General features: G+C 63.7%; 24 protein-coding genes and 1 pseudogene. 3 read left to right on the top strand and 22 right to left on the bottom strand.

The window, feature by feature from the left end; translation table 11 throughout:
* Positions 1–124: 124 nt before the first annotated feature.
* From V1318_RS20855 to V1318_RS20810, 10 genes are all read right to left on the bottom strand, one after another.
* Positions 125–2,104, bottom strand: a complete 1,980-nt coding sequence (locus V1318_RS20855) for a flotillin family protein (RefSeq protein WP_332941690.1) — start codon at positions 2,102–2,104, stop codon at positions 125–127.
* A gap of 70 nt (positions 2,105–2,174) precedes the next feature.
* Positions 2,175–2,837 (bottom strand): hypothetical protein, encoded by a 663-nt coding sequence (locus tag V1318_RS20850; protein ID WP_332941689.1) that lies wholly within the window; start codon positions 2,835–2,837, stop codon positions 2,175–2,177.
* A 74-nt stretch (positions 2,838–2,911) separates the two neighbouring features.
* A complete protein-coding gene (locus V1318_RS20845) occupies positions 2,912–3,604 on the bottom strand; it encodes a PspA/IM30 family protein (RefSeq protein ID WP_332941688.1) in 693 nt (230 codons plus the stop codon).
* 25 nt (positions 3,605–3,629) lie between these two features.
* The gene (locus V1318_RS20840; RefSeq protein WP_332941687.1) at positions 3,630–4,262 is read right to left on the bottom strand and encodes a YjfI family protein; all 633 of its coding nucleotides are present in this window, start codon (positions 4,260–4,262) and stop codon (positions 3,630–3,632) included.
* Between the two features lie 225 nt (positions 4,263–4,487).
* A complete protein-coding gene (locus V1318_RS20835; RefSeq protein ID WP_332941686.1) occupies positions 4,488–6,326 on the bottom strand; it encodes an XVIPCD domain-containing protein in 1,839 nt (612 codons plus the stop codon).
* A gap of 67 nt (positions 6,327–6,393) precedes the next feature.
* Complete coding sequence (locus tag V1318_RS20830) at positions 6,394–6,885, bottom strand: hypothetical protein (protein WP_332941685.1); 492 nt, start codon at positions 6,883–6,885, stop codon at positions 6,394–6,396.
* 121 nt (positions 6,886–7,006) lie between these two features.
* Positions 7,007–7,249, bottom strand: a complete 243-nt coding sequence (locus V1318_RS20825) for a hypothetical protein (RefSeq protein WP_332941684.1) — start codon at positions 7,247–7,249, stop codon at positions 7,007–7,009.
* 170 nt (positions 7,250–7,419) lie between these two features.
* On the bottom strand, positions 7,420–8,436 hold the full coding sequence (locus V1318_RS20820; RefSeq protein WP_332941683.1) for a 3-oxoacyl-ACP synthase III: 1,017 nt from the start codon (positions 8,434–8,436) through the stop codon (positions 7,420–7,422).
* A gap of 200 nt (positions 8,437–8,636) precedes the next feature.
* Complete coding sequence (locus tag V1318_RS20815; RefSeq protein WP_332941682.1) at positions 8,637–9,023, bottom strand: DUF4156 domain-containing protein; 387 nt, start codon at positions 9,021–9,023, stop codon at positions 8,637–8,639.
* 318 nt (positions 9,024–9,341) lie between these two features.
* Positions 9,342–12,206: a pitrilysin family protein gene (locus V1318_RS20810; protein WP_332941704.1), complete on the bottom strand. Its 2,865-nt coding sequence runs from the start codon at positions 12,204–12,206 to the stop codon at positions 9,342–9,344.
* 213 nt (positions 12,207–12,419) lie between these two features.
* On the opposite strand from V1318_RS20810, the gene V1318_RS20805 reads away from it, so the two are divergent.
* Positions 12,420–12,899 (top strand): tRNA (cytidine(34)-2'-O)-methyltransferase, encoded by a 480-nt coding sequence (locus V1318_RS20805; RefSeq protein ID WP_332941681.1) that lies wholly within the window; start codon positions 12,420–12,422, stop codon positions 12,897–12,899.
* Between the two features lie 241 nt (positions 12,900–13,140).
* On the top strand, positions 13,141–13,635 hold the full coding sequence (locus V1318_RS20800; protein ID WP_332941680.1) for a DUF302 domain-containing protein: 495 nt from the start codon (positions 13,141–13,143) through the stop codon (positions 13,633–13,635).
* A gap of 51 nt (positions 13,636–13,686) precedes the next feature.
* Here V1318_RS20800 and V1318_RS20795 read toward each other — a convergent pair whose 3' ends face one another.
* Together V1318_RS20795 and V1318_RS20790 are read right to left on the bottom strand one after the other, a co-directional pair.
* A complete protein-coding gene (locus V1318_RS20795; protein WP_332941679.1) occupies positions 13,687–13,926 on the bottom strand; it encodes a hypothetical protein in 240 nt (79 codons plus the stop codon).
* Positions 13,927–14,079: 153 nt separating this feature from the next.
* Positions 14,080–14,427, bottom strand: coding sequence for a hypothetical protein (locus tag V1318_RS20790; RefSeq protein ID WP_332941678.1), 348 nt, complete (start codon positions 14,425–14,427; stop codon positions 14,080–14,082).
* 37 nt (positions 14,428–14,464) lie between these two features.
* Here V1318_RS20790 and V1318_RS20785 point away from each other — a divergent pair, with 37 nt between their 5' ends.
* Positions 14,465–14,746 carry a hypothetical protein gene (locus V1318_RS20785; protein WP_332941677.1) on the top strand — a complete coding sequence of 94 codons (282 nt, stop codon included), beginning with the start codon at positions 14,465–14,467 and terminating at the stop codon, positions 14,744–14,746.
* Positions 14,747–14,914: 168 nt separating this feature from the next.
* Here V1318_RS20785 and V1318_RS20780 read toward each other — a convergent pair whose 3' ends face one another.
* The 10 genes and pseudogenes from V1318_RS20780 to V1318_RS20735 form a co-directional block, all read right to left on the bottom strand.
* Entirely contained in the window at positions 14,915–15,271 is a 357-nt protein-coding gene (locus V1318_RS20780) for a hypothetical protein (RefSeq protein WP_332941676.1), read from the bottom strand.
* A gap of 562 nt (positions 15,272–15,833) precedes the next feature.
* Positions 15,834–16,157 (bottom strand): DUF4288 domain-containing protein, encoded by a 324-nt coding sequence (locus V1318_RS20775; protein WP_332941675.1) that lies wholly within the window; start codon positions 16,155–16,157, stop codon positions 15,834–15,836.
* A gap of 226 nt (positions 16,158–16,383) precedes the next feature.
* Positions 16,384–17,181: a hypothetical protein gene (locus V1318_RS20770; RefSeq protein ID WP_332941674.1), complete on the bottom strand. Its 798-nt coding sequence runs from the start codon at positions 17,179–17,181 to the stop codon at positions 16,384–16,386.
* A 350-nt stretch (positions 17,182–17,531) separates the two neighbouring features.
* Complete coding sequence (locus tag V1318_RS20765) at positions 17,532–17,930, bottom strand: hypothetical protein (protein ID WP_332941673.1); 399 nt, start codon at positions 17,928–17,930, stop codon at positions 17,532–17,534.
* Positions 17,931–18,127: 197 nt separating this feature from the next.
* Complete coding sequence (locus V1318_RS20760) at positions 18,128–18,451, bottom strand: hypothetical protein (protein WP_332941672.1); 324 nt, start codon at positions 18,449–18,451, stop codon at positions 18,128–18,130.
* A 469-nt stretch (positions 18,452–18,920) separates the two neighbouring features.
* The gene (locus V1318_RS20755; protein WP_332941671.1) at positions 18,921–19,187 is read right to left on the bottom strand and encodes a hypothetical protein; all 267 of its coding nucleotides are present in this window, start codon (positions 19,185–19,187) and stop codon (positions 18,921–18,923) included.
* 650 nt (positions 19,188–19,837) lie between these two features.
* On the bottom strand, positions 19,838–20,293 hold the full coding sequence (locus tag V1318_RS20750) for a hypothetical protein (RefSeq protein WP_332941670.1): 456 nt from the start codon (positions 20,291–20,293) through the stop codon (positions 19,838–19,840).
* Positions 20,294–20,490: 197 nt separating this feature from the next.
* Complete coding sequence (locus V1318_RS20745) at positions 20,491–20,877, bottom strand: hypothetical protein (protein WP_332941669.1); 387 nt, start codon at positions 20,875–20,877, stop codon at positions 20,491–20,493.
* A 289-nt stretch (positions 20,878–21,166) separates the two neighbouring features.
* Complete coding sequence (locus tag V1318_RS20740; RefSeq protein WP_332941668.1) at positions 21,167–21,697, bottom strand: hypothetical protein; 531 nt, start codon at positions 21,695–21,697, stop codon at positions 21,167–21,169.
* 252 nt (positions 21,698–21,949) lie between these two features.
* Positions 21,950–22,590, bottom strand: a pseudogene (locus V1318_RS20735) (RHS repeat-associated core domain-containing protein); the annotation flags it as partial.

The following is a 22,590-nucleotide window of genomic DNA, read 5'->3' as shown; positions in this document are numbered from 1 at the left end:
CCTTTTGGCGGGAATCGGGAATGGGGAATCGGGAATCGCTCGAGCCGACGCGATCCAGCGCCGGCTCAGCTCCGATACCCATTCCTATTCCCTATTCCCGATTCCCAATTCCCGGCTTGCCGCCTCAGGACGCCAGCGAGGCGCCGTCGCCGGACTTGGAGGGTTTGTCGCCCTGCAGCGACAGCAGCTTCTGCAGCACGTCCTGCACGATCGGGCTCTTGCCGGCCACGCCTTCGATCGCCTTGCCCACCGACAGCGCCTTGGCGAAGGAATTGAAGAACTCGCCCTCGCCACCGACGATGTCGATATTGGCCTTGCTGAGCGCGGCGGCCAGCACGTCGGCCTGCTCCTTGGCGACTTCCTTGTTGGCCTCGATCGACGCGATCGCTTGCTCGAAGCTCTTCTCCAGCTGCATGCGGAACTCTTCGTGGGCGCGCGCGCTGTCGCTGAGCCCGTCCAGGGCGCCGAACTTCTGCGCCAGGCCCTCGGCCTCGGACTTGAACTTCTGCAGCAGCACTTCGGCTTCCGACAGGCCCAGGTCCTTGGTCGCCTTGGCCTTGGACGCGCCCAGCTGCTCTTCGCCGCGGGCCTGCGCGAACAGGTTCTCTTCCAGCACCTTGGCGTCGGCCAGGCCCTGCTTCTGCTTGGCGTCGGCATGCGCTTCGATCACGCGCGCCTGGGCCAGGCCTTCCTTCTCGGCGGCGCCGGCGGTGACTTCGCGCACGCGCGCGTCAGCCAGGCCGGGCGCGGCGCGCTCGGCCTCGATGCCCTCGGCCAGGCGCTTCTTGGCCTCGGCCTGCTTGCCGGCGGCGTCCAGCTCGGCCTGCGCCAGCGTGGTCATCTCCACCGCCTTGTGCTTGGACGCGGCCTCGTCGGCCTCGGCTTGCTTGACCAGACGCACCAGCTCTTCCTCGGCCACGGCCTGCGCGTTCAGCACGGTGACCTGCTTGGCGCGGTCGGCTTCGGACACGGCGCGCACCTCCTTGATGCGCTCCTCTTCCTGGGCCACGGTCTTCTCGACCGCGATGCGCTCGCGGATCACGTTGGCGATGTCCTTGCGCTGCTCTTCCAGGGCCTTTTCCTTGTCGATCTTCTGCAGCTCGACCTCGCGCTCGCGCGAGACGATCTCAAGATCCTTGGCGCGGGTGACCTTCTCGACCTCGATTACCACCGCGCGCTGGCGGTTCTGCTGCGCGACTTCGACTTCGCGCATGCGGTTCTCTTCGCGGATGTCGAGCTGCTCCTGCACGCCGATGCGGGCCTGTTCGGCCTTCAGGCGCTCTTCCTCGCGAACCTTGGCGGTCTCGGCTTCCTCGCGCGCCTTGATGGTCTCGATCTCGCGCTTCTGGCGCGCCTCGGCGTCGGCCTGCTGGCGTTCCAGCGCCAGCATCGCCTCGCGAGTCTCGACGTTCTTCTTGGTGATCGCCAGCTGCTCGTTGCGCTCGAGCTCGTTGGTGATCACGTTCTGGGTCGCGGTGAGCTCGGTGATCTTGCGGATGCCCTCGGCGTCGAGGATGTTGTTCGGATCCAGCGAGTCCTTGGGCGTCTGCTCCAGATAGTCGATCGCCACGTCCTCGAGCAGGTAACCGTTGAGGTCGTTGCCGATGGTCTCCAGCACGCGGTCGCGGAAGTCCTGGCGGTTCTCGAACAGGTCGGTGAACTCGAACTTCTTGCCCACCGTCTTCAGCGCCTCGGAGAACTTGGCGTTGAACAGCTCGTTGACCGCGCCGCGGTCGGAGGCGCGCTCGGTGCCGACGGCCTTGGCCACCTTCAGCACATCCTGCTGGGTCTCGTTGACGCGCAGGTAGAAGGCCACGGTGATGTCCGCGCGCATGTTGTCCTTGCAGATCAGACCGTCCTTGCCGCGGCGGTCGACCTCCAGGGTGATCAAGGAGATCTGCATCAGCTCCTTCTTGTAGATCACCGGGTAGACCAGCGCGCCGGTGAAATGCACCTTCGGGGTCGCCGACAGGTCGTTCACGATCAAGGCCGTGCCCTGCGGCACCTTGATGTAGAACGCCTTGAACAGGCCGAAGAAGCCGAAGATCGCGACCATGATCGCGCCCGCGATCATCAGCCCCGGCAGGATGATTTCAAGATTCATTGCAGACTCTCCCCTTTGACCCAATTCGAAAAGCGATGACGGCCGACCGCGCGACGGATCGCCGACGCGGTTACGGCCCGTTGAATTCGTCCTCGCCGATCACGCGGTAGGCGTTTTGCTCGGCGAAGTATTCGATCAGCACGACGCGGTCGCCGCGCTTGAAGCGCCCGGGTGCGTCGTCGCGCACCTGCAGGATCAGGCCGGCGCCGCCGTCTTCGACGCTGGCGCTGCCCATGCTCGCCGTGACGGTGGGGCTGCGCACGATCGCGACCTGGCCCAGCAGCGGGCGCGCCGCCGGCGGCTTGAGCTGGGCGAAGAAGCGCCGCAAGGGGCGCAAGGCCAGGCCGCTCAGGAACACCGAGGCGATCAGCGCGCCGACCATGGTCGCCACGCCGAGCACGGTGTGCATCCAGTTGCCGGGCAGGTGGCGCAGCACCAGATACTCGGCGAAGTAAGTCAGGAACCAGCTGGAGAAGATCAGCGCGGTGAACACCACGGTCAGCGGAATGCCGCCCAGGCCCATGCGCATCAGGGGACCGGTGACGCCGCTGAGACCGCCGCCGTCGGCGCCCGCGCCCTCGGCCCCTTCGGCGCCGATGCCGAACACGCCGTCGAGGATGTCCAGGTCGATCAGGCCGGTGGCGGCGATCAGCCAATACAGCACCACCATCATCATCAGCAGGCTGAAGATGACGGTCGGGAACGACCATACGATCTGCAGGAATACGAACACGCCCTTCTCCCCGATTATCCCGCCATCCCCGCGCGCGCCGTTCCGGCCCGCGCGGTGCTTGCCTTACCGCGCGTTCAACCCGCGCTCTTCTGCTTCAAGCGCTCCAGCACGGAATCCGCGCTGACCGCGTCGGCGATGATGCCGGCCTCGCGCAGCTTGGTGTCCAGCGCGTCCTGGCCCTCATCCTTGGCCAATTCGGCCGCCGCGTCCATGCGCGCGCCGCGCTCGGCCTGCTTGAGCTTGATCCGCTCCAGCGATTCCACCGCGGTCTGCATGCGGCTTTGCGAGCCGGCGTAACGGTGGGCGACGGTGGCCTGCGCACGCTGCACGCTTTCCGTGGCCTTGACCGTATCCACCTGCTGCTTGAGCCGGCGGATGTTGCCTTCGGCCTGGGCGATGGCCTTGCGCAGGTCGACGATGCTGGCCGCGAACTGCCGCACCTGGTGCTCGTCGCCGTCGCGGCTGCCTTCGAGCAGGGCGATCTTGGCCGCGACTTCGCGCGCCAGCGGCTCGTCGCCGCCTTGCAGGGCCTTCATCGCATAGGCCTCGTATTCGGCGACCTTGTCGCGCGCGCCCGCCAGGCGATCTTCGGCCAGCTTGTGCTTGGCCATGATCTCGGCCAGCGCTTCCTTGGAGCGGCGCAGCTCCAGGTCGGCGTCGCGGATTTCCTGATCGAGGATGCGCAGCGCCTGCCCATCGACCAGCGACTCGCCGACTTCGTTGGCGCCGCCGCGCAGGGCGGTCAGCAGCTTGCTCCAGATGTTCATCGTCTCGTCTCCTGGCCCGGCCGCGTCATGCGGCCTGACGCAGCTGGGGTTCGTAGGCTTCGGTGGCCTTGATCACGTTGTCGGCCAGGGTCTCGATCTCGAACAGCACGTTCGACAGCGAGGAGCCGGCGCTGAGCGCACCGAACATGATGTAGACCCGCTCGCCGTCGGCCAGGGTCTCGATGCCGACCGTGGACAGCGGAAACATCTTGTGGGTGCGCAGCACTTCGTCGTTGAACGCCGCCGAGTCGCGCACCTGGGCCACCGGCCACAGCAGCGCCTCGACCACGATCTGTTCGCCGACCACGGCCATGAACAGCGGCAGGTCGCCGTATTCGGACATCGTCACGTGCAAGCCCGGCTCGGCGCCGTCGATCAGTTCGATCCGGGACTCGCCGTTGCGGAACTCCTCGGTCGCCGACAGGGCCTCGTACAGGGCCGTCGCCGTCCAGTTCTTCGATTCGCTCATTCCACTCTCCTTATCGGGCCGTGCCGGCGCCGGGCCCATCGACCCGCGCGGCTGACGCATGCGCTTTTCGACCGCCGCCAGCTCGTCGCCGAACTCCGGCAGGATCCACACCTCCTTCTTGACCAGCCCCTTCTGCCGCAGGCGTTCGCGGTGCAGGCGCTGGTAGTAGGCGGAGGATTTGCGTTCCATGGAGCGCACGTTATCGCATCACATGTAACAACCTCAAGTGCTCACATGTGATGCTCCGACGAACGGCAGAACGGGTCCAGCGCGGCGCAGAACCCGATTAAAAACAGCGAGTTGCCGATAGTCCGGCCGAAGCGCGGCGACGCCGGACCGCCCTCGAACGGTCGCGGCGTGCCTGATGGTCGAGTGATGGGAGGTTCCCGGCACGCAGGGCGTGCCGGGAACGCTTCAACCGAGGCGGCGCGCCCCCAGGGTCTGCTGCTCCTGGGCCAGGGCCAGGGCGCGGTCCTGGCTCTGCTGCTCCTGGCCGACCCGGTCGAGTTGGCGCTGCGACTCGGCCACCGGGGTACGCGCGGCTTCCTGCAGCGCGGTCGCGCTGACCCGGTGGCCGGGGTCGTCGAGCCGGCCTTGCACGGCGATCAGATTGCCGTTGAGGTCCGGGCCGCCGTGCTGGGCATCGCGGCTGAAGACCAAATGGTCGATGCCGGTCATGCGCGCGCGGCTCGCGTCCACCGCCACGCCCATCGCGGTGCGCTGCAGTTCTTCGTTGCCGACCTGCTTGCCGTGACGCTCGTACAGCGATTGCACCTGGCCCAGGGCCTCGCGGTACATCGGATGCTCGGGCGCGGCCTCGCTGCGCTGGCCGGTGCTGCGCTCGCCCGGCACGGTCACCGGCGCGTCGTTGGCGGGCACGCCGCTGCCCGGCACCTCGCGCGTACCGCCGCCCGGATTGGCGCCCAGGGTGATGCCGAGGTTGCCGCTCTCGAATTCCTTGACCGTGACCGTGGCGCCGGCCCGATCGGTGATACGCAGGTCGGTGCCTTGCAGCTGATAGGTGTAGAGACCGTCGGCGCTGCGGTAGGTGTTTTCGGGATCGCCCTCGTTGCGCACGCCACCGCTGAGCACGCGCCCGCCCCAACGCACTTCGCCGACTTTATCGCTGTCGAGCACGGTGTCGCCGTCGCCGACCACGTAGGTGTCGCGGCCCTGCCCGCCTTCGAGGCGGTCGCGGCCGGCGCCGCCGATCAGGATGTCGTCGCCGCGCGCGCCGCGCAGGGTGTCGTCGCCCCCCTCGCCGATCAGCAGATCGTTGCTGGACACCTCGGCGCCGTTGCGCGTGCGGCGCGCGTCCAGGGTGGCGGCGTGCTCGGCGTCGATCGCGACGGTGGCGGTATTGCGGCCGGGATCGAGATAGATCGCGCCGGCCTCGAAGGCTTCGTTGGTGAGGCGATCGGCCAGATCCGGGTGCTCGCGACGCAGATCGGTGAGCAAGGCGTCGCGCGCCGGCGCCAACGCCTCGCGGATGGTCTGGACCTCGCCGTAGTCGGCGGTGATGTTGCTGAAGTCGCGGTTGGCCTGGTCGATCATGTTGCGGCCTTCGTTGCGGCCGTCGATGGATTCGCCCCAGTTGCGCTCGTCGCGCACGATGCGGTCGCGGTGCAGCTGGAAGCTGCGGTAGACGTCGCGCGCCTCGGCGGCGTCGACGTTGGCCGGATCGTCGTACAGGCCGAACAGCTGGCCTTCCATGTAGCGGCGCTTGCGCAGGCCGGCCTCGGACGGCGCGTGCGAGCCCCAGGAGTTGTAGCGCAGTTCGAACCAGGCCTCGGCGCGATCGCCGGCTTCGACGGCGTCGCGGAACGGTTCCATGTTGCGGTTATAGGAGCCTACGCCGCGGTTGTAGACCACCGACACCGCCGCGGCTTTCTCGCGCGACATCGGCATGTCGAGCGCGTTGACCGGCGCCTCGTATTCGGGAATCGAGGCCTCCAGCAAGCGATCGGCCTGGGCGGCATCGAGCGCGCGCGGGAAGGTCAGGCCCAAGCGGGTCCGGTCGGCGGCGGGTGCGTCGTCGATGCGCTGCAGCAGCGCGCGCTCGTCGCGGCTCAGCTCGATGCCCGAGCGGTCCCAGATCTCGACGTTGTTGGAACGGTTGAAGGTGTAGCCGTAGCCGATGGTGGCGCGGTCGTCGCCGACGTCCTGCGAACGTTCGTGCAGCGACTCGGTGATCTTGACCAATCGCTTGATCAGCTCGTTGTATTGCTCTTGGGTCAGCTCGTTGTAATCCATGACGCTCTCGCTCCTGGTGATCCGCCCTTCCTAGGGCGTGGGTAACTCCGATGTGAACCGCGGTGGTTCACATCAGATCGGCGTAATCCCCGATCTGGTCGCACACGGGCTTGGGCGGGTCGGCCAGCTCGACCACGCGCTGGGCCTGCGGGTCTTTGCCCTTGTTGGCGCCGACGATGCCGTAGATCAGGTAGTAACGGCCGTCGCGCTCGATCAGACCGAAGCGCGAGAGCTCGCTGAAGACGTAGCGGCTGCCGTCGACGCGCTCGACCGAGAATTCGCATTCGGAATAGCTGCCGGCGCCGCATTCGGCGGACAGCGACTTGAGGCGGTGGCGGCCGTCGAAATCGAAGCGGGAATTGAGGCCGCCCTCGTCGGAGCCGCCGCTGGGCGCGAGGCGCAGGCGTTCGTACTCGCCCGAAGCCTTCCAGGCGCGTACCTGCGCGCACAGATCGGCGGATGCGCCGGCCTTGCCGGCGGCGTCCTTATCCACGGCGGGCGCGGTCGATGCGCACGCGGCCAACAACGGCAACAACACCCAGGCAACTGCCTGACGCATGGCTCTTCCTTGTGCGGAACTCAGGCCGGTCAGAGTGCGGCAGGCGCGCGTGAAAGTTCAACCTCGGCCGGGCGGGTTCGCGGCAGGGCGTGCGCCGCCCCCGCCGGGCCGGTCGCGGGGCTCAGGCGATGCCGTGCAGGCGGCGCGCCTCGGCGATCCGGGCCTTCACGGTCGCGTCCAGCTCGCCCAATTCGGCCTGCTTGAAGATGTTGCCGAGCACGCGCTTCTCGTCGTCGTCGATGCCCTGGTCGCGCAGGGCCAGCGCGAGCAGCTTGTCGAATTCCTGGGCGTCGAGTTCGCCGTCGTCGGTGAACACCGGGATCGAGGCCAGGGCGATTTCGAGGTGGCTCTTGGGTGTGGTCATGGGCAGTCCCTTGCTGGGTGCGATGTGAGCACCGATGCTAGCGCGGCCCGCATGAAGATTTCGATCAGGCCGATGCGAAGGCGGCCGCGCGCGCCCAAAGAAAAAGCCCGCGCTGGCAGGCGCGGGCTTTCGTGGCACAACGCGCGCGTTTCCGCGCACGTTTTTCGTGCTTACCAGACCACTTCGGCCATCGAGCAGTTCAGGCCCGAACCGATACCGAGCAGGGCCACGCGGTCGCCCTTCTTCAGGCGGCCCATCTCGCGCAACTTGCTCAGCACGATCGGCACCGAGGCCGGGCCGATGTTGCCATGCTCGTTGAAGATGGTCAGGACCTTCTTCGGGTCGATGCCGAAGGCCTTGATGAAGGCCTGGGTGTGGACCTGGCTGACCTGGTGGATCACGTACTCGTCGAGTTCGTCGGCCACCCAGCCCAGCGCGCCGATCGCGGCGATCCAGGTGCGCTGGGCCAGCTTGAGGCCCTCGGTCAGCAGCATCTTGGTGTCGGTGACCATGCGGTCGAGGTTGCCGCGGCACAGGCTGTTCCACTGCGTCGCGGCGCGGGTAACGCCGCCGCGGTAGCGCGGCGCGCCCGGCGCGAGTTCGGAACGCGCCATCACCATGGCCGCGGCGCCGCAGCCCAGGGTCAGGGTGGCCAGCTCGTTGCGGAACTGCTCGGCGGTGGCGTCGGGCGAGGTCAGGCGCTCCAGGGTCTTCTCGTAGGCCAGGCCGGCGGTCTCGCCGTCCACGACCAGGGCGTAGTCGATCTCGCCGCGCTCGATCATGCGCGCGGCGATGTCCATGCCGTTGATGAAGGCCAGGCAGGCGTTGGCGACGTCGAAGTTCTGGCAGTGCTCGGACAGGCCGAGGTTGCCGCTGACGATGCTGGCGGTGGACGGCTCGAGGTAGTCGCGGCTGACCGAGGTGTTGACCAGCAGGCCGACGCGGTCGGGTTCGATGCCGGCGTCGGCCAGCGCCTTGACGCCGGCCAGGGTGGCCGCGTCGGAGGCGAGCATGTCGCCGTCCCACAGGCGGCGCGCGTGGATGCCGGCGATGTCCTTGAGCACATCGGCCTTGATACCGAGCCGGTCGAGGGTCGGCTTGAGGCGTTCGTTGATCTCGTCCGAACTCAGGCGACGCGGGGCGTCGATATGGGCGAGACCGGCGATGGCGACATGTTGGAACAGCATGGGCGGCGAACCGTGAGCGGAAACACGAAAGATTAACGGGTTCTACGCCGCCCTGCATTAAATGGTGTCGCCCGGGCCACCGAACGGGCGCCCGCGGCTGAAGCGTTCAGCCGGTGCCGACGGCACCGAAAGGGTGCCAAAGGCCGCCAAACCGGCCTGCGGGCCCTGGATCGGGCCCTAAGGCCCGCCCCGCTGCCTCGTCAGCCGCCGACCGGGTAGGTCTTGGCGGACTCGGCCGGGGCCGCGGCCGGCCGACCGGCGGTAGGCACCTGGCCACCGCAGCGGTAGGCGGCGTAGCGCTGCTCGCCGTTGGCCGGCGGCGCCAGCGGCTGGATGGTGTCGGCCTGCAGGCCCGGGGCCTCGTTGCGGGCCAGGGTTTCCAGCTCCTCGCTCACGCGCAGGGCGTTGCGCTCGTAGAAGGCCACGGAGTCCTTGACCGACACCGCGACTTCGCCGCGCTTCTCGCAGGCCGGCGCGGCGCCGCCGCTGAGCACGCGCACCGCCGACGCGCCCGGGGCCATCTGCACCCAGGTGCAACCGCCGAGGACCAGGGCGGCGAATAGGGAAGCGGTGAGCGGACGGTTCATGCGGAGCTCCGGTGGGGCGTCTTGGATGACGCGCATTCTGGCTGGGTGCGCGTGAATTTGGGAGGACTGGCGGGGGCTTTTGCTTCGATCGCCGGCGCGGCCCTCACCCCAACCCACACCCCGGCCCGACCGCATGGCGGGCGGTCGTTGGGTGCAGCGCGAGCCGACGGCTCGCAAGCGCCGCCCCTCACCCCGCGGGCGGGAGAGGGGCTCCAGAACGTCGAGGGCTTCTGGGGGTGGGGCGCGAAAGCTTGCCGTCCCTTCTCCCGCTGGCGGGAGAAGCTGCCCGCAGGGCGGATGAGGGCCCGCCCCTACGCCTTACTTCTTGACCGGCTTGCCGTCCGCGTCCACCGCCTGCACTTCGCCCAGCTTCAGATCGCGGATCGGCTGCTCGATCTTGGACAGGTCGCCGACCACCACCCAGGTGACCGCGGCCGGGTCGATGGTCTTGGCCGCGGCCTGCGCCAGCGCCGGGGTCATGGCATCGTTGCGCGCCTTGTACTGGACGATGTAATCGTCCGGACGGCCGTAGCGCAGATTGCCGGCGACCTGGCCCAGCACCGCGCTGGCGGTCTCGTAGGCGCCGGGCAGGCTCAGTGTGTTGCTGGCGCGGATCTTGGCCACCTCGGCCTCGGTGATCGGCTCCTGGCCGCTGGTGAAGGCTTCGATCTCGCGCTTGAGCTCCTTGATCGAATCCACGGTCTTGTCGCTCTGCACCGCCGCCGAGGCGATCCACGGGCGCTGGCCCTTGGTGTTGCTGGCGCCGCTGTAGGAACCGTAGGCCCAGTGCTTGTCCTCGCGCAGGTTCATGTTGAGGCGCGAGCTGAACTCGCCGCCGAGCACGCCGTTGGCGAAGTCGAAATCGATCGAGCCCGCGTCGGCGGTCGGCGGCACCACTTCGCCGACGTAGAGGTTGGACTGGATCGCGCCGGGCTGATCGACCAGGAACACGCGCGGCGCGGTCGGGCGCGGCACCGTCGCCACTTCCGGCAGCGCCGGCGCGTTCGGCGCCGGCTTCCAGTCGCCGAAGCGCTTCTCGAGCTGCGGCACGATGTCCTTGAGCGTGGTGTCGCCGACCACGACGATGCGCACCTTGTCGGGCTGCAGCCAGTCGCGGTGGAAGGCGACCAGATCGTCGCGGCTCAGCGAGGCGATCGAGGCCTCGGTGCCGCTGCCGGTGAACGGGATCGCGTAAGCATGGCCGTTGCCGTACAGCAGCGGCGGCAGCACGCGCAGGGCGGCGGTTTGCGGACGCGCCTTTTCCTGCTTGATACCGGCCAGCCAGGTCGCGCGCACGCGCTCGATCTCGGCGGCGTCGAAGCGCGGACGGCGGACCACGTCGGCGAACAGGTCCAGCGAGGGATCCAGCTTGTCCTTCAACGCCGACAGGCTGATCGAAGCGCTGTCCAGGCTGGCGCCCGCGCCCAGCTCGGCGCCCAGGGCCTCCTTGCGCGCGGCCAGCTGCAGCGCGCCGTAATCGCCGGCGCCCTCGTCCAACATCGACATGGCGAAGCTCGCCGTGCCCAGCTTGCGGCCCTGGTCGGCGGTGTAGCCGCCCGGGAATTCCATCAACAGCTGCACCACCGGAATCTCGTGGCGCTCGACCAGCACCACTTCCATGCCGTTGGACAGCTTGCCGCGCTGCGGGGTCGGGAAGCTCAGCGCCGGGAAGGTCTGGGTGACCGGCACGCCCTGGCTGCGATCTACGTCGGACTTGACCGTCTTGAACTTGGGATCCGGCGCCGGCACCGCGGCCGGCGCGCCGGCCGGGGCGGCCTGCGCGGTTTCCGGCAGCGACGAGGCCGGCTTGTCGCTGGGCTGCACCACCAGGGTGTGCGAGCCCACGCCCAGCCACTTCTGGCCGGCCGCGCGCACGCTCTCGGGCGTCGCCGCCATCAGGGTCTCGAGCTCTTCGCGATAGCAGTCGGGCTTGCCGCTGTAGACCGCGCATTCGGCCAGCACGTCGGACTTGCCGCCGAAACCGCCGATGCGCTCGATGCCGCGTACGAAGTCGGCGCGGATCGCGGTCTTGGCCTGGTCGAGTTCCTCGGCGGTCGGGCCTTGGCTCAGCAGGCGCTGCAGTTCCTCGTCGACGATCTTCTCGACCTTGGCCGAGTCCACGCCTTCCTTGACCGTGGTGGTGATGAAGAAGGTGCCGCTGATCTCGCTGTTCCACACCGAGGTGCCGACGTTGTCGGCCAGCTTGTCCTGATGCACCAGGCGCGTGTCCAGGCGCGAGGACGCGCTGCCGCCCAGCACCTGGCTCAGCAACGTCAGCAACGTCGAATCCTTGCTGCCGTTCTCGGCCACCGGCCAGGCCCGGTACACGCGCACCTGCGGCACGCGGTCGGGCACGTTCTCGCGGGTGTCCTGGGCGCGCTTGGGAATATTGGCCGGCATGTCCTTGAGCGTGGCGCTGGCGGGGATGTCGCCGAAGTAGCGCAGCGCCTTTTCCTTGGCCATCTTCAGATCGATGTCGCCGGCCAGCACCAGCACCGCGTTGTTGGGGCCGTACCAGCTGCGGAACCAGGTCTTGACGTCGTCCAGCGAGGCCGCGTCGAGGTCGGCCATCGAGCCGATGGTCTGCCAGTGGTAGGGGTGGCCGGCCGGGTACAGGGCCTCGAACATCTTGGCGTTGATGCGGCGGCCGTAGGGCTGGTTCTCGCCCTGGCGCTTCTCGTTCTGGACCACGCCGCGCTGCTCGTCCAGGGTCTTTTGGTCGATCGCGCCGAGCAGGTGGCCCATGCGGTCGGACTCCATCCACAGCGCCATGTCCAGCGCGGTGGTGGGCACGTTCTGGAAGTAGTTGGTGCGGTCCTGGTTGGTGGTGCCGTTCTGGTCGGTCACGCCCACCAGCTCGAACGGCGCGAAGAACTCGCCCTTGTGGTTCTCCGAGCCCTGGAACATCAGGTGCTCGAACAGATGCGCGAAGCCGGTGCGGCCGGGCTGCTCGTTCTTGCTGCCCACGTGGTACCACAGGTTGACCGCCACGATCGGCGCCTTGCGGTCGGTGTGCACGATCACGCGCAGGCCGTTGGGCAGGGTGAACTCCTCGTACGGGATCGCGACCGAGGCCTTGGGCGCGGCGGCCAACGCGGGCTCCGGCGCGGCGGCCCCGGCGCCCAGCACGGCGGCCAGGGCGAGAGCGAGGGCGGCGGCGCGCGGGCGGGCGCGGGACGTCAGCGAAATCGGGGACATGTGCAGCTCCTGGGACGGTCGGATTGGTGCGAACGAATGGGAGCGCGCGGGGGCAGGGCCTCGCGCGCGACCCTGCATCCTAGTCGCGGCGGCCGCTCCGGGGCACTAGGCCACAAGTTAGGTAGGGGGGCGTGACCGGCTTGCGTTGCGCACTTTGCGTGCCTAGGGCGCCGGGGCCGGGCCCCGCATAATGGCCGCATGTTCGACGTCATCCTGTACCAGCCCGAGATCCCGCCCAACACCGGCAACGTCATCCGGCTGTGCGCCAACACCGGCGCGCGCCTGCACCTGGTCGCGCCGCTGGGCTTCGGCCTGGAGGACAAGCAGCTCAAGCGCGCCGGCCTGGACTACCACGAGTACGCCAGCCTGCGCGTGCACGCGGGCCTGGACGCGGCGCTGGCGGCGATCGCCCAGGACCAGGGCGCGCCGCCGCGGCTGTTCGCGCTGAGCACGCGCGGCCGCACCCGCCACGACCGCCCCGCCTACCGCGCCGGCGACGCCTTCCTGTTCGGCCCGGAAACCCGCGGCCTGCCCGGCGAGGTGCTGGAGGCCGTGCCCGAGGCGCAGCGCCTGCGCCTGCCGATGCGGCCCGATAACCGCAGCCTGAACCTGTCCAACGCGGTCGCGGTGGTGGTGTTCGAAGCCTGGCGACAACTCGGTTACGCCGGCGGCGAGTGAACTGCGCCCAGCGTGGCGGCGGCGCAGCGATCGCGGGCCGCCGCATAGACTTTAGTCGCCCCTCTTGCGCGCACCGCGCATTCATCGACATGCCCAGCGCGCGTTCATCGTGCCGGCGCACCGCGCGCGTCCGCTTGCGGCGCGGTGGGGCGATGTTGTGGATGGAGCGCAGGAAATCCGAACCATCGGGCGACCTGCGCCGACTCGATCCACGCGATCGCAGCACAGTGAGAGCCACCGCATGAACAAACACGCCCCGACCCCGCTCGCACCGCCCGGCATGCAGATCATGCGCAGCGCGTACACCGTCACCACCACCATCGACCGCCTGGTGGCGATGGTCGAACACCGTGGGCTGCGCGTGTACGCGCGCATCGACCACGCGCGCATCGCCGATGGCTGCGGTTTGCGCATGCCGCCGACGCAGCTGCTGCTGTTCGGCAATCCGCTGGCCTCGTCGGTGACGATGCTGGAGCAACCGACCCTGGCGATCGACTTACCGATGAAGGTCCTGGCCTGGCGCCATGAAGACGGCCACACCCGCGTGGGCTATCTCGACCTGGACTGGCTCGCGCAGCGTCATGCCCTGCCCGAAGCGCAACGCGACATCGTCCAGGCCGTGAACCAGAGCCTGCGCACCCTGGTCTACGCGGCGATCTCGCGCGAGGTCGCTTTACGGTTCTGCCCGGAGCCGGAGCCTCAGGCGAGGCCGCGGCAGTTGAATGCGGTGGGTTAGGTCCCAAGCGGCGGACCGGATTCGATTCGGCGTAGGGCACGCGGCCGTCCTTCAACGGTCGCGTCGATCAACCGGCCCGTCATTCACGAGCATCCAGCGATCATCGCTCCAGCGGTAGATGAGCTCGACCTTGCGGCCGGGCAAGACCTGCCCCTTGCGCATCACGCAGCCCCGCAACCAACCGCGTTCGATCGCGATCTCTCTCCTGGCGACGGCCTTGTACACGACGATTTGCGAAAGCGTCTTGTAGTCGCCATCGGCCCGATACGTTTCCGTCGGAACGACATCCACGCCCAAAGGCACCCGCTCTTTAGCGAGCTTTCAAACGTCGCGCTCGACTGAGATTTCGCTCGGATACTCCTCGCAACCGCAGATAGCCAGCAAGAACGCGATCAACAAGATCATCCGCAAGCCCTGGGTGTTCGTTGCGAGCACGCGATGCATTCAGCCGGGCCTCTCCGGCCAGCGGCCCTTGGCCGACCTCCACACCAAGTACTCCCGCCGCAGACTTTGCAACTGCACGTAGCCTTCCGTCCCTTCCCGCAGACTTTCCCCCAGCAGATTCCGCGCGCCGACGATCAGCCTCCTCTCGACCAGGAAGGCCATCCAAGAGCATTCCCAGTAATCGCTCTGCGCGCCTCCGAGCATCAGGAATTCGACCTGATCCAAGTAGAAGAACATCGCATTGAGCTCGTCGGGTGAGCCGTGCATTTCCGGTCGGCTGTAGAAGGTCTGCCAGAAGTCGCGAAGCATGGCCTCGACTCGATCCAGGGTCGCGCCCTCATCGTTCATGAGTGTTCCTCTCTTCAGATCAGGCTATCGCGCAGCCATGAGCGCCCTCACCCGACCGCTCCGTCATCTCGGTATCCGACCATTGCTGCGCCAAGGCCGGCTCCACCTGCACCATCTGATGCAGGTGATTACTCAGTACGGCATACGCGTGAATGGCGATAGCGAAGCAATCGGCCAGCAACATCAACCGCTGCTCGACCCAGACCTTTCGGTGTTCGAAGGACCTTCCAGTGTAGTGATCGACTCCGCACAGGAAGGCGCGACGTACGCAGCGCTGCACGCAGTGGAAAACCCCGGATTGGCCGGGCGGAATCAATGAAGAGCGAGCCTGAGTCATGCGACTAGCATCTGCGCCCCGCCGTGCTGTTACAGCCAGGAAAGTCTGATCTGGATGTCAGGCAACTGCGGAACTGTGGGTGTCCTCGTTTCGCGCCTTGTTCGCTACTTGGGTGTCCTTGTTCGCCACATTGTTCGCTACTACGGACAATTACTTTTCCCGCACCCTCCTAACAACTCCAGCACCTCGCTTCCAGATGGGCGCATGCTCAGCTCCAAAGGAAACCACATTGACCGAGCCCGGGACATGAAGCGAATACTTGAAATTTCCCTGGCTTTTCTCTGAAGCGCTCTCTAAATAAACCAGAACGACCAGCTCGTCGCCACTTGCCTCAGTTGCAATCTCTTTTACACCTAGAGAACTATGAAAAACCAAACCAGACATCTCCAGTCCATCTTTCGTTTCATCCACTTTCAAGAACTGAACGTCATCTATTTTCAAAACCATAGACTGCTCCTTCGCACACGCTGCAAGCGAAAAGAACATCACCACGAACAGAAACAGCATTTTACTTATGGATGCCATGCACCTTTCCCCCGTTAGCTTCGTTGTTATGGCTTGCCCTTGAGCTGCAGCCCACAAGTTGAGGCGTGACTAACAGGCAGCCGATCAGGATTACCATTCTCATCCGCAAATCCCCAAATCGCCATGAGTAACACCACGAGAATCCCATAGTAACTCTAGGTCCAATTCTTGCGCGGCGCTATTGTGATCGTGGTTGCCCAGCCAACGACCGGATTCGTCTAGACCGTGGTGTGGTGCCGATGGCGTCGTAGGCGTAATGCAGGACAGGCCGCCACTGGCGTTGTCCTGGATGGTCTAGGCCTGGCGGCTGCGGGTGAGGCTGCGCGACAGGGTACGGCCGTTGCCGTAGACCCAGCCGGTCGCGGGGCCGAACGGGGCGCAGCCGGCCTGGTTGAGCAGCACCGTGCGGCTGCCGCCCGGAGCAGTGGGCAGTAGGCGGAACTGTGGGTGTCCTTTATTTCTTTATTTCTCGGTGCCCTTTATTTCTCCCTGGCCACGCCACCAATCGAATCTCAGCTTTTCTTAACTGCGGCTGCGTCTTTCTTTAGTCTTCAAAGGAAGTGCGTAGACTTTCCACCTCTGACCTGCGCAGGAAGCGAGAAAAGACTTCAGTCCCTACTCCAATGTCCTCACCATCGATCTCTACCACTCTACTAACGCTTGAAACTCTCCATTCACTCATCCCGCCGGCTGCATTTTTGTAAGCCACTTCTTTCTCTTTGGCCATCTCTCGCGCGATAGCAGCAGCATCCTCTTCGCTGTGAGCGCGCACCAAAAAAATCACCTCTTCCCAAAGTGCATCAACCTCTTTTCTCTCTTGATTGGAGTGCACCGACTCCAGGAACACGCTGGCACCGTACCAGTTCATTTTTTAAACCTTCCGTCAGTTGAAGGACGAGGAGGGACGAGGACACCCATCAATTGACGGCAACGCACTCATAGGATCGAGGATGGACTCGGCCGGAAGCTTCGCCGCTCGCAATGCGCCGTAGCGAGCGCCTCACAATGCGTGCGACGCCATCGGAGGGCTTGATTTCATACGCCACGCGCCGCCCTGTTAACGTACCAGCTCTCGATAGCTGGCAGTGCGGGCTCTACGCGAGCGCGGCAGCGAAGCCTACGCCTTTGAGCCAACGCTGACTGAGTCGCTGGGCTATCGCAAGCAGATCCCCGACGTCACCGACTGCGCGCCAGTAGCCCGATCCAATCGATCTCACCCGAGCTGCCCAGCGATTGGGCTCTATATTGAGCACGGTCAACACGGAAGGTGTGCCTAGCGATATGGAGCTTCGTTTACCTGGACGCACTTGTCTCCCGGTCCACTCCAGCAATGTCAGGTACTCATCCAGGCGTATGGGCAGACACGCCACTAGCGATCCTGCGACAGGTCTCAGCGGCGCTTTCGCAGCATCAGGACTTATTCCATTCAGCCGGATACGCGCGCTGGTGTGGTGCGACTGGGCGAGATCATCGGCTAGGCCAGCGCGAATCGGATTCAGATCAACATAGGCCATCGCGGCCAGTACCGCGCGATCGTTGCAAAGCACCTGCGCCTTATATCGCCCTTCCCAGAATCGCCCCTTGCAGTCGTCTTCGGCGTTGGCCGCGCGAGCAATCGGCTCTGCCAAGCAGCGCATTAGCCAAGACAAGTCTCCCAGGCGGGTGCGGATGACGGACACTCGATCGGCATCGGCCGTGAGCATGTCCCGCTTATGGTCACGAGCGGCAGCCGTACCCTCACGCGGTGGAAACAGACGCAGCCAACGCTCTGCCACCTCGGTATCCGACCATTGCTGCGCCAGGGCCGGCTCCAACTGCACCACCAGATGCAGGTGATTGCTCATTACGGCATACGCGTGAATGGCGATGGCGAAGCAATCGGCCAGCAACATCAACCGCTGCTCGACCCAGACCTTTCGGTGTTCGAACGACCTGCCTGTGCAACGATCGACTCCGCATAGGAATGCGCGACGTACGCAGCGCTGCACGCAGTGGAAAACCCCGGATTGGCCGGGCGGAATCAGTGAAGAGCGCGTCTGAGTCATGCGACCAGCATCTACACCCCGTCGCGTTCTTGCAGCCAGAAAAGTCTGATCCGGGTGTCAGGCAAATGCGGAACTATGGGCGTCCTCGTTTAGTATCGCTCGTTTAGTATCGGCCTAGCGATCTGGCTCTATGCGTGTACAGGTTATTGCCAACCTCGACGGACTGCTACCGAGAAGGCGCGAGGACGCCCGGCGGGTCACCGATACTCCAGGTACTCCTGGATCATCGAGGACTCTACGTCAATCACATACCTCGCGCCGCCGCCTCGAAAGGAATTTCCGTTCAATGGCATGGGCGTAAACTCGACAATGCACACCCGTCCAGACAGATGGATTTTCAGGTAGTAGTTGTCGATGCTCGAAACATGCCGTTCCAGATCGGATGACCCCGACCCTCTGGATATCAACTTCGATTCAAAATCCCGGTAGGCGGCAGTTGAGATCTCCAAGACTCGCGGGATCATCGAGTGTTGTGAGGCCTCTGCGGCAGCGCATACCCTAGCCGGAACGATACTGGCAGCAATGAACAACGAAGCAACTACGATGAAAAGAACTTTTCCCATGAAATCCTCGATTACATGAAGAAGCATCGTCATCGACGGCCGTCGTGCACCTCAGTTCGTTGGCACCACCCAGAAACGAGCACGATCACTTGCATCCACAGCCGGAAATATCGTCCACCTGGATCAAGGGCCAAGCCTCGTAAAGTGGCCGGAAGACCACGCACTTCACTTTGGCTCCAACGAAAGGATCGAGCCGAAAAGAATGAACTACTTTACCGTCGCGATGGACCCTAAGGATATGCTTCTTTCTCGAATATATTGCCCGCTCCGCAGCAGCCCCTTTTCCCGGCCACAATTTGATGGCCATCGTCCACCTGTATCAGATAGTCCTTGCCAGCAACCACGCCGTAACCGGGATCGCCTGGCGGCAGCAAGAGCAAACCACGATCTCCGGCGCGAATCTCGAACGGCAACACGCAGAGCCTAGGACGTTGTGACGCGGTCGCCGACGAGACCGCAAGCATGCATGCAAGCGCAAAGAACGACAGAGAAGGGACCACTGCGGGGCAACGGATGTCCTCGCCTCTTGGTTTACCGCTACGGTTCTCGTTCATACCGAATCGCACTCGATGGTCGATCGACATCAAGAAAGACGGTCAATCTGTGCTGGACGTGCGGAAGACGACCGTGCCGTATGGAACATTGCACTTCTTATCCGACAACTCCTCAAAAGTAAGAACAACTCTTCCACCGTCGACATCGTTCTCCCACTTCCCGGTGCCGTCCACCCTGCTTGTCGACGGCGAGTCGGGACAGGCCGCGACTGAGGGCAAGCCGCGCACTTCGAACCGCCCTCCTCGATGCAGGACGATCTGCCTTGGCGACGATTCATCGCTTGGTCCAACCCAGGTCCCGAACGGATGCTCATCTGCGCTGCAGCTACCGCAAGCGGCCAAGGCCATCGCATTGACCATGATGAGCGACAACTTCGCTCTTGTAGTACAGGCATTCAAATGGACATCCTCGTCTCGCATCTGGTCCGTGGAGAACTAGAGAACTACAAGGGCGCCCGGCAACCGGATCTCATACACGAACGCTGTTCACCGCGAGCACAGCGAAAGCCATGGAAACGGCAATAACAACGATCAAGGACAGCCACTCCCGTCCATTGAACGTCGAAACAGGAAAGTTGAAGGGACTCAGCCCTGTGCGCCCTGGTAGACGCCGCCGCTTCGCATTGAAGTAGAAAACAGCATTGCCGCCGACAACGGCTGTCGCGATAAAGATCGTAGCGAACAGCCACGGCTGACCACTTAGACCGGAGATCGCGCTTCCAACTTGATCCAGCATGGAAATTCCCACCACACCCCCTTAGTGCTTACACGACTCTTTCCATGTCGCGCCCCCTGTATCCGGAACTGCAGACATTCTCGCTGAAGCGTCCTTCATGGCCGGTCCCAGTAGCCAGACGAACGAGGCACCGTCAGTTCAACATCACCCGACATGTCGAATGAAAGCACGCCGACAAGCTTTCCTCCGTCCAGCCTTGCGCGCAGCCTGCAACTCCCGCCCGCTCGCAAAGGGAAGCTGGCCAAGATTCTTCCGCTCTCATCTATGGAAGCATCGGCTACAACGACATCTGTAACTTCTCCTTCCGCCAGCTGAAGTACGACCCTATAGCCGTTAGTCACGGGAACGATCTGGATCTCGTAGCCCGACAGGTCTCCGCTTTCATGACTGTACTTGAGTGACGAGTAGGTTCCCGCAATGCCGTCACCCTCTTTCGCCGCAACGGCTGACGATAGAGGGAGCAGCAGCAAGAGCGCCCAACCAGGACTAGTTCTGCGAACACGTGCATCCATCCGCCGTCTCCTCGCGCAGCTAAGTTGCATATCTTGCCAGGCATTCGAGTAGGTGCTGCCCTACCAAGCCTCGACACTCAAGTCACGTCGTGAGCGGTCGTAGACCCACCCGCGGGACCGAAATACGAGTGTCCTTGTTTAGCTCTTTTCACGCTGACCACCTGGGGCAAGCTTCCGCTGAAGACTCCAGCATTCACGGTTGTTCCGCCCGCCCAACTCGAAGCAACGAGACAGTGCCGCTGAGAGCCGCCAATCCCGGTCTGAGGTGGGTGACGGCGGCAGTTGCGCGAACTCCAGCAGCATAGTCACATTGACGGTCAAATTACCTGTTTGAACGGCCTCAGCGAGAAGTAGCGGCCCAACACGCGTGCCGTTCTTGTCCAACAGATAGTCGAATCGCGAGGACGACGGTCGCCGATGCTCCAGTTCCCAGACGACTACTCGGACCTGAGTGTCTGACGGCAGCGTCTGAAACTGGGTGCGGGCCTGCTCCAGGCTCATGCCCTCCAGATACCGCAGCTCCTTTGGCTTCCCGCCCGAGCATGCAGATACAGCGATGACGGCGAAGCACAAAGAGAGGATCGCGGCTTTCATTTTTGCATTCGCGGCTAGCAACACGCCCTCATCTTGTTCCACATGGTGCCCACCTAGAGCAGGCCTGTGTCATGAGACCAGCATCTCAGGGCGGTCGTGCTTGCGCAGCCAGAAAAGTCTGAATCGGATGTCAGGCTAGTGTGGAATTGTGGTTGTCTTTGTTCGCTGTTTGTTCGCTGCTCACTAATTCTTGGGCCTCAATATGCGCCCACGCACTTCCAGGAACCGTCAGGATAGGAAGGATAGTGATTGCACTCGTTCGTTCCGGGACCGACGTACTTAAAGATCAACCTATACTGCCCATCACTAGTTTTAATATAGAAAAACTGCACTTGCTCCGCATTGTTATGATCCATCACCGGAACCGCCTTAAGGAAGTCTGGCACAAGCGCCTCAAGCTGAGCCGGATACCCTCCATATTTGGCGTGGTAATTTGCTAGCGCCTCTACTATTCGATCACCCTCCTCCCTTCCAAGCCTCGCTTTTTTTCCTTCTCCAGGTGCAACGCAGCCAGAAGACATTAGAGAAAACAGCAATCCAATCGCCACCCCCGCCACCCTGATCAATTTAATTACCGCATTCACAACTCGTTCTCCTTAAATATTCGCGAACGCGGGAACGCCGGATTGATCGGATCGTATCAGCGAAGAGCGGGCCTGAGTCATGCGACCAGCATCTACATCCTGTCGCACTATTACAGCCGGAAAAGTCTGATCTGGAATCAGGCAACCGCGGAACTGTGGATGTCCTCGTCTCGTCCTCCCTCGTTTCATCTCGTCAAGAATATGTTCGATATCTAGTTCCAACGGCACGAAATCGGAGAAGGGGAGGCGTCAGAGCTCCTGGACATTATGGTTTTCACCCGTAGCCAAGCTAATGAGACGGCATTTCCATGCTTCTATTACCGTTATCAGTGTGAGCGGCGACCATAGCAACCCCGACCCCCACAATTTCGTATAGTAAATCCATATCTTTACTCGTTATCCGAGACGCTTCCAAACCTATAATCTCCGCCGCACCGCACAAAGAAAATAGTCGTCCATACAAGTCGTTCAAATCTATATCTTCACAAAACTTGGCGACCTTCTCATCATGAAAAGTATTATAAAGATCCGTAAACATGTTCCAGACATTGATGGCCAGATCAGGATCTGCGATGGACCCGCGCCTCAGCCCACGCATAAGATCATCTATATCGAAATAACTAATTTCATTTTCGACGCTTAAGCCATTTTCTTTTAGATGGTTTTTAATATCTGCGTCATTGTCCGACCAAAGCAAAGCCTTGTTCTCGGCAAGGAAAAAATCAGCGCCTGACAATGAAGCTACCCAGGCTAGCCATAAATTTCTTTTCGCGACAGTTAGACAAATCAAGAACACTTCATCTTGAGCCCCAATCTTCATCAGGTTATGTCCGAATGAGTGGGCGGAGGAGGCGACTCTGAGTTATCGAAAAGCCTGAAAATAATCATGTCCAAGGCAGACGGAGGAGAGCCATCAGGCTTGAAATGGGTTTCGGCGTTTTTTTTTAGCTGGTTCAAATTTGATTTTGGCCCTTTTCCTGGCTCCATACCGGCATCACGACACACTCGATATGCATACTCAATCGGCGTCTCCGAGTTCGTGGGAGACGTGCCTCTTGCCCATGATGGAATGTTATTCTTTGGCTTGCCTCCTCTTAGGAGCAATTCGCAACTGCGGCTGACTAAACCACGGATGCTGCTTTCCTATAAGAGTGCCTGGACCCGTAGGAGGCCGCACTCGGAAGGTGATCGGCCTTGCAAATATAGCCAAGCCAGATGGGTCCACTGCCGACAATGGCCTCCCATCAACATAGACGTATGTGCCGAGCCCGCCCTCTAAGCCAATCGGGTCACTCTGCACATACCGCCCACTCCCCGCATCGTAATCCCGGAAGTAGTTGTAATTCAGCCCCGTCGCCGCGTCGTAGCGTTGCCCCGGGAACCGCATATCCAACACGAACGCGGTGTTGTCCAGATCCGGGTCCTGATTCGGCGCGCTGTTGCCGAACGCCTCGCCCTGTAGCGCCCAGGTCCAGATCGCGACATCGCGGCTGCGGTCGATGACGGCGCGCGGGTGCCCAGGTGGTCGGGCTCGATGTAGTGCAGTTTCTGGTTGGCACCCGCGCCGGCCAGCAGGCCGACCGGCAGGTCGTCCAGCCAGATCGCCTGTTGCAGGACCGCGCCGTTGTGGTCGTACTCGCCCAGCCAGCGGCCGGACTCGTCGTAGACCGTGTAGGTGTTGACCGCCGGGGTGCCGCCGCTGCCGTCGGGGTT

It is taken from the genome of Lysobacter sp. CCNWLW3 (assembly GCF_036697405.1).
Classification (GTDB): Bacteria; Pseudomonadota; Gammaproteobacteria; order Xanthomonadales; family Xanthomonadaceae; genus Lysobacter.
Note: the sequence above shows the minus strand (reverse complement) of the source record. Positions and strands in the feature narration are given on the sequence as shown.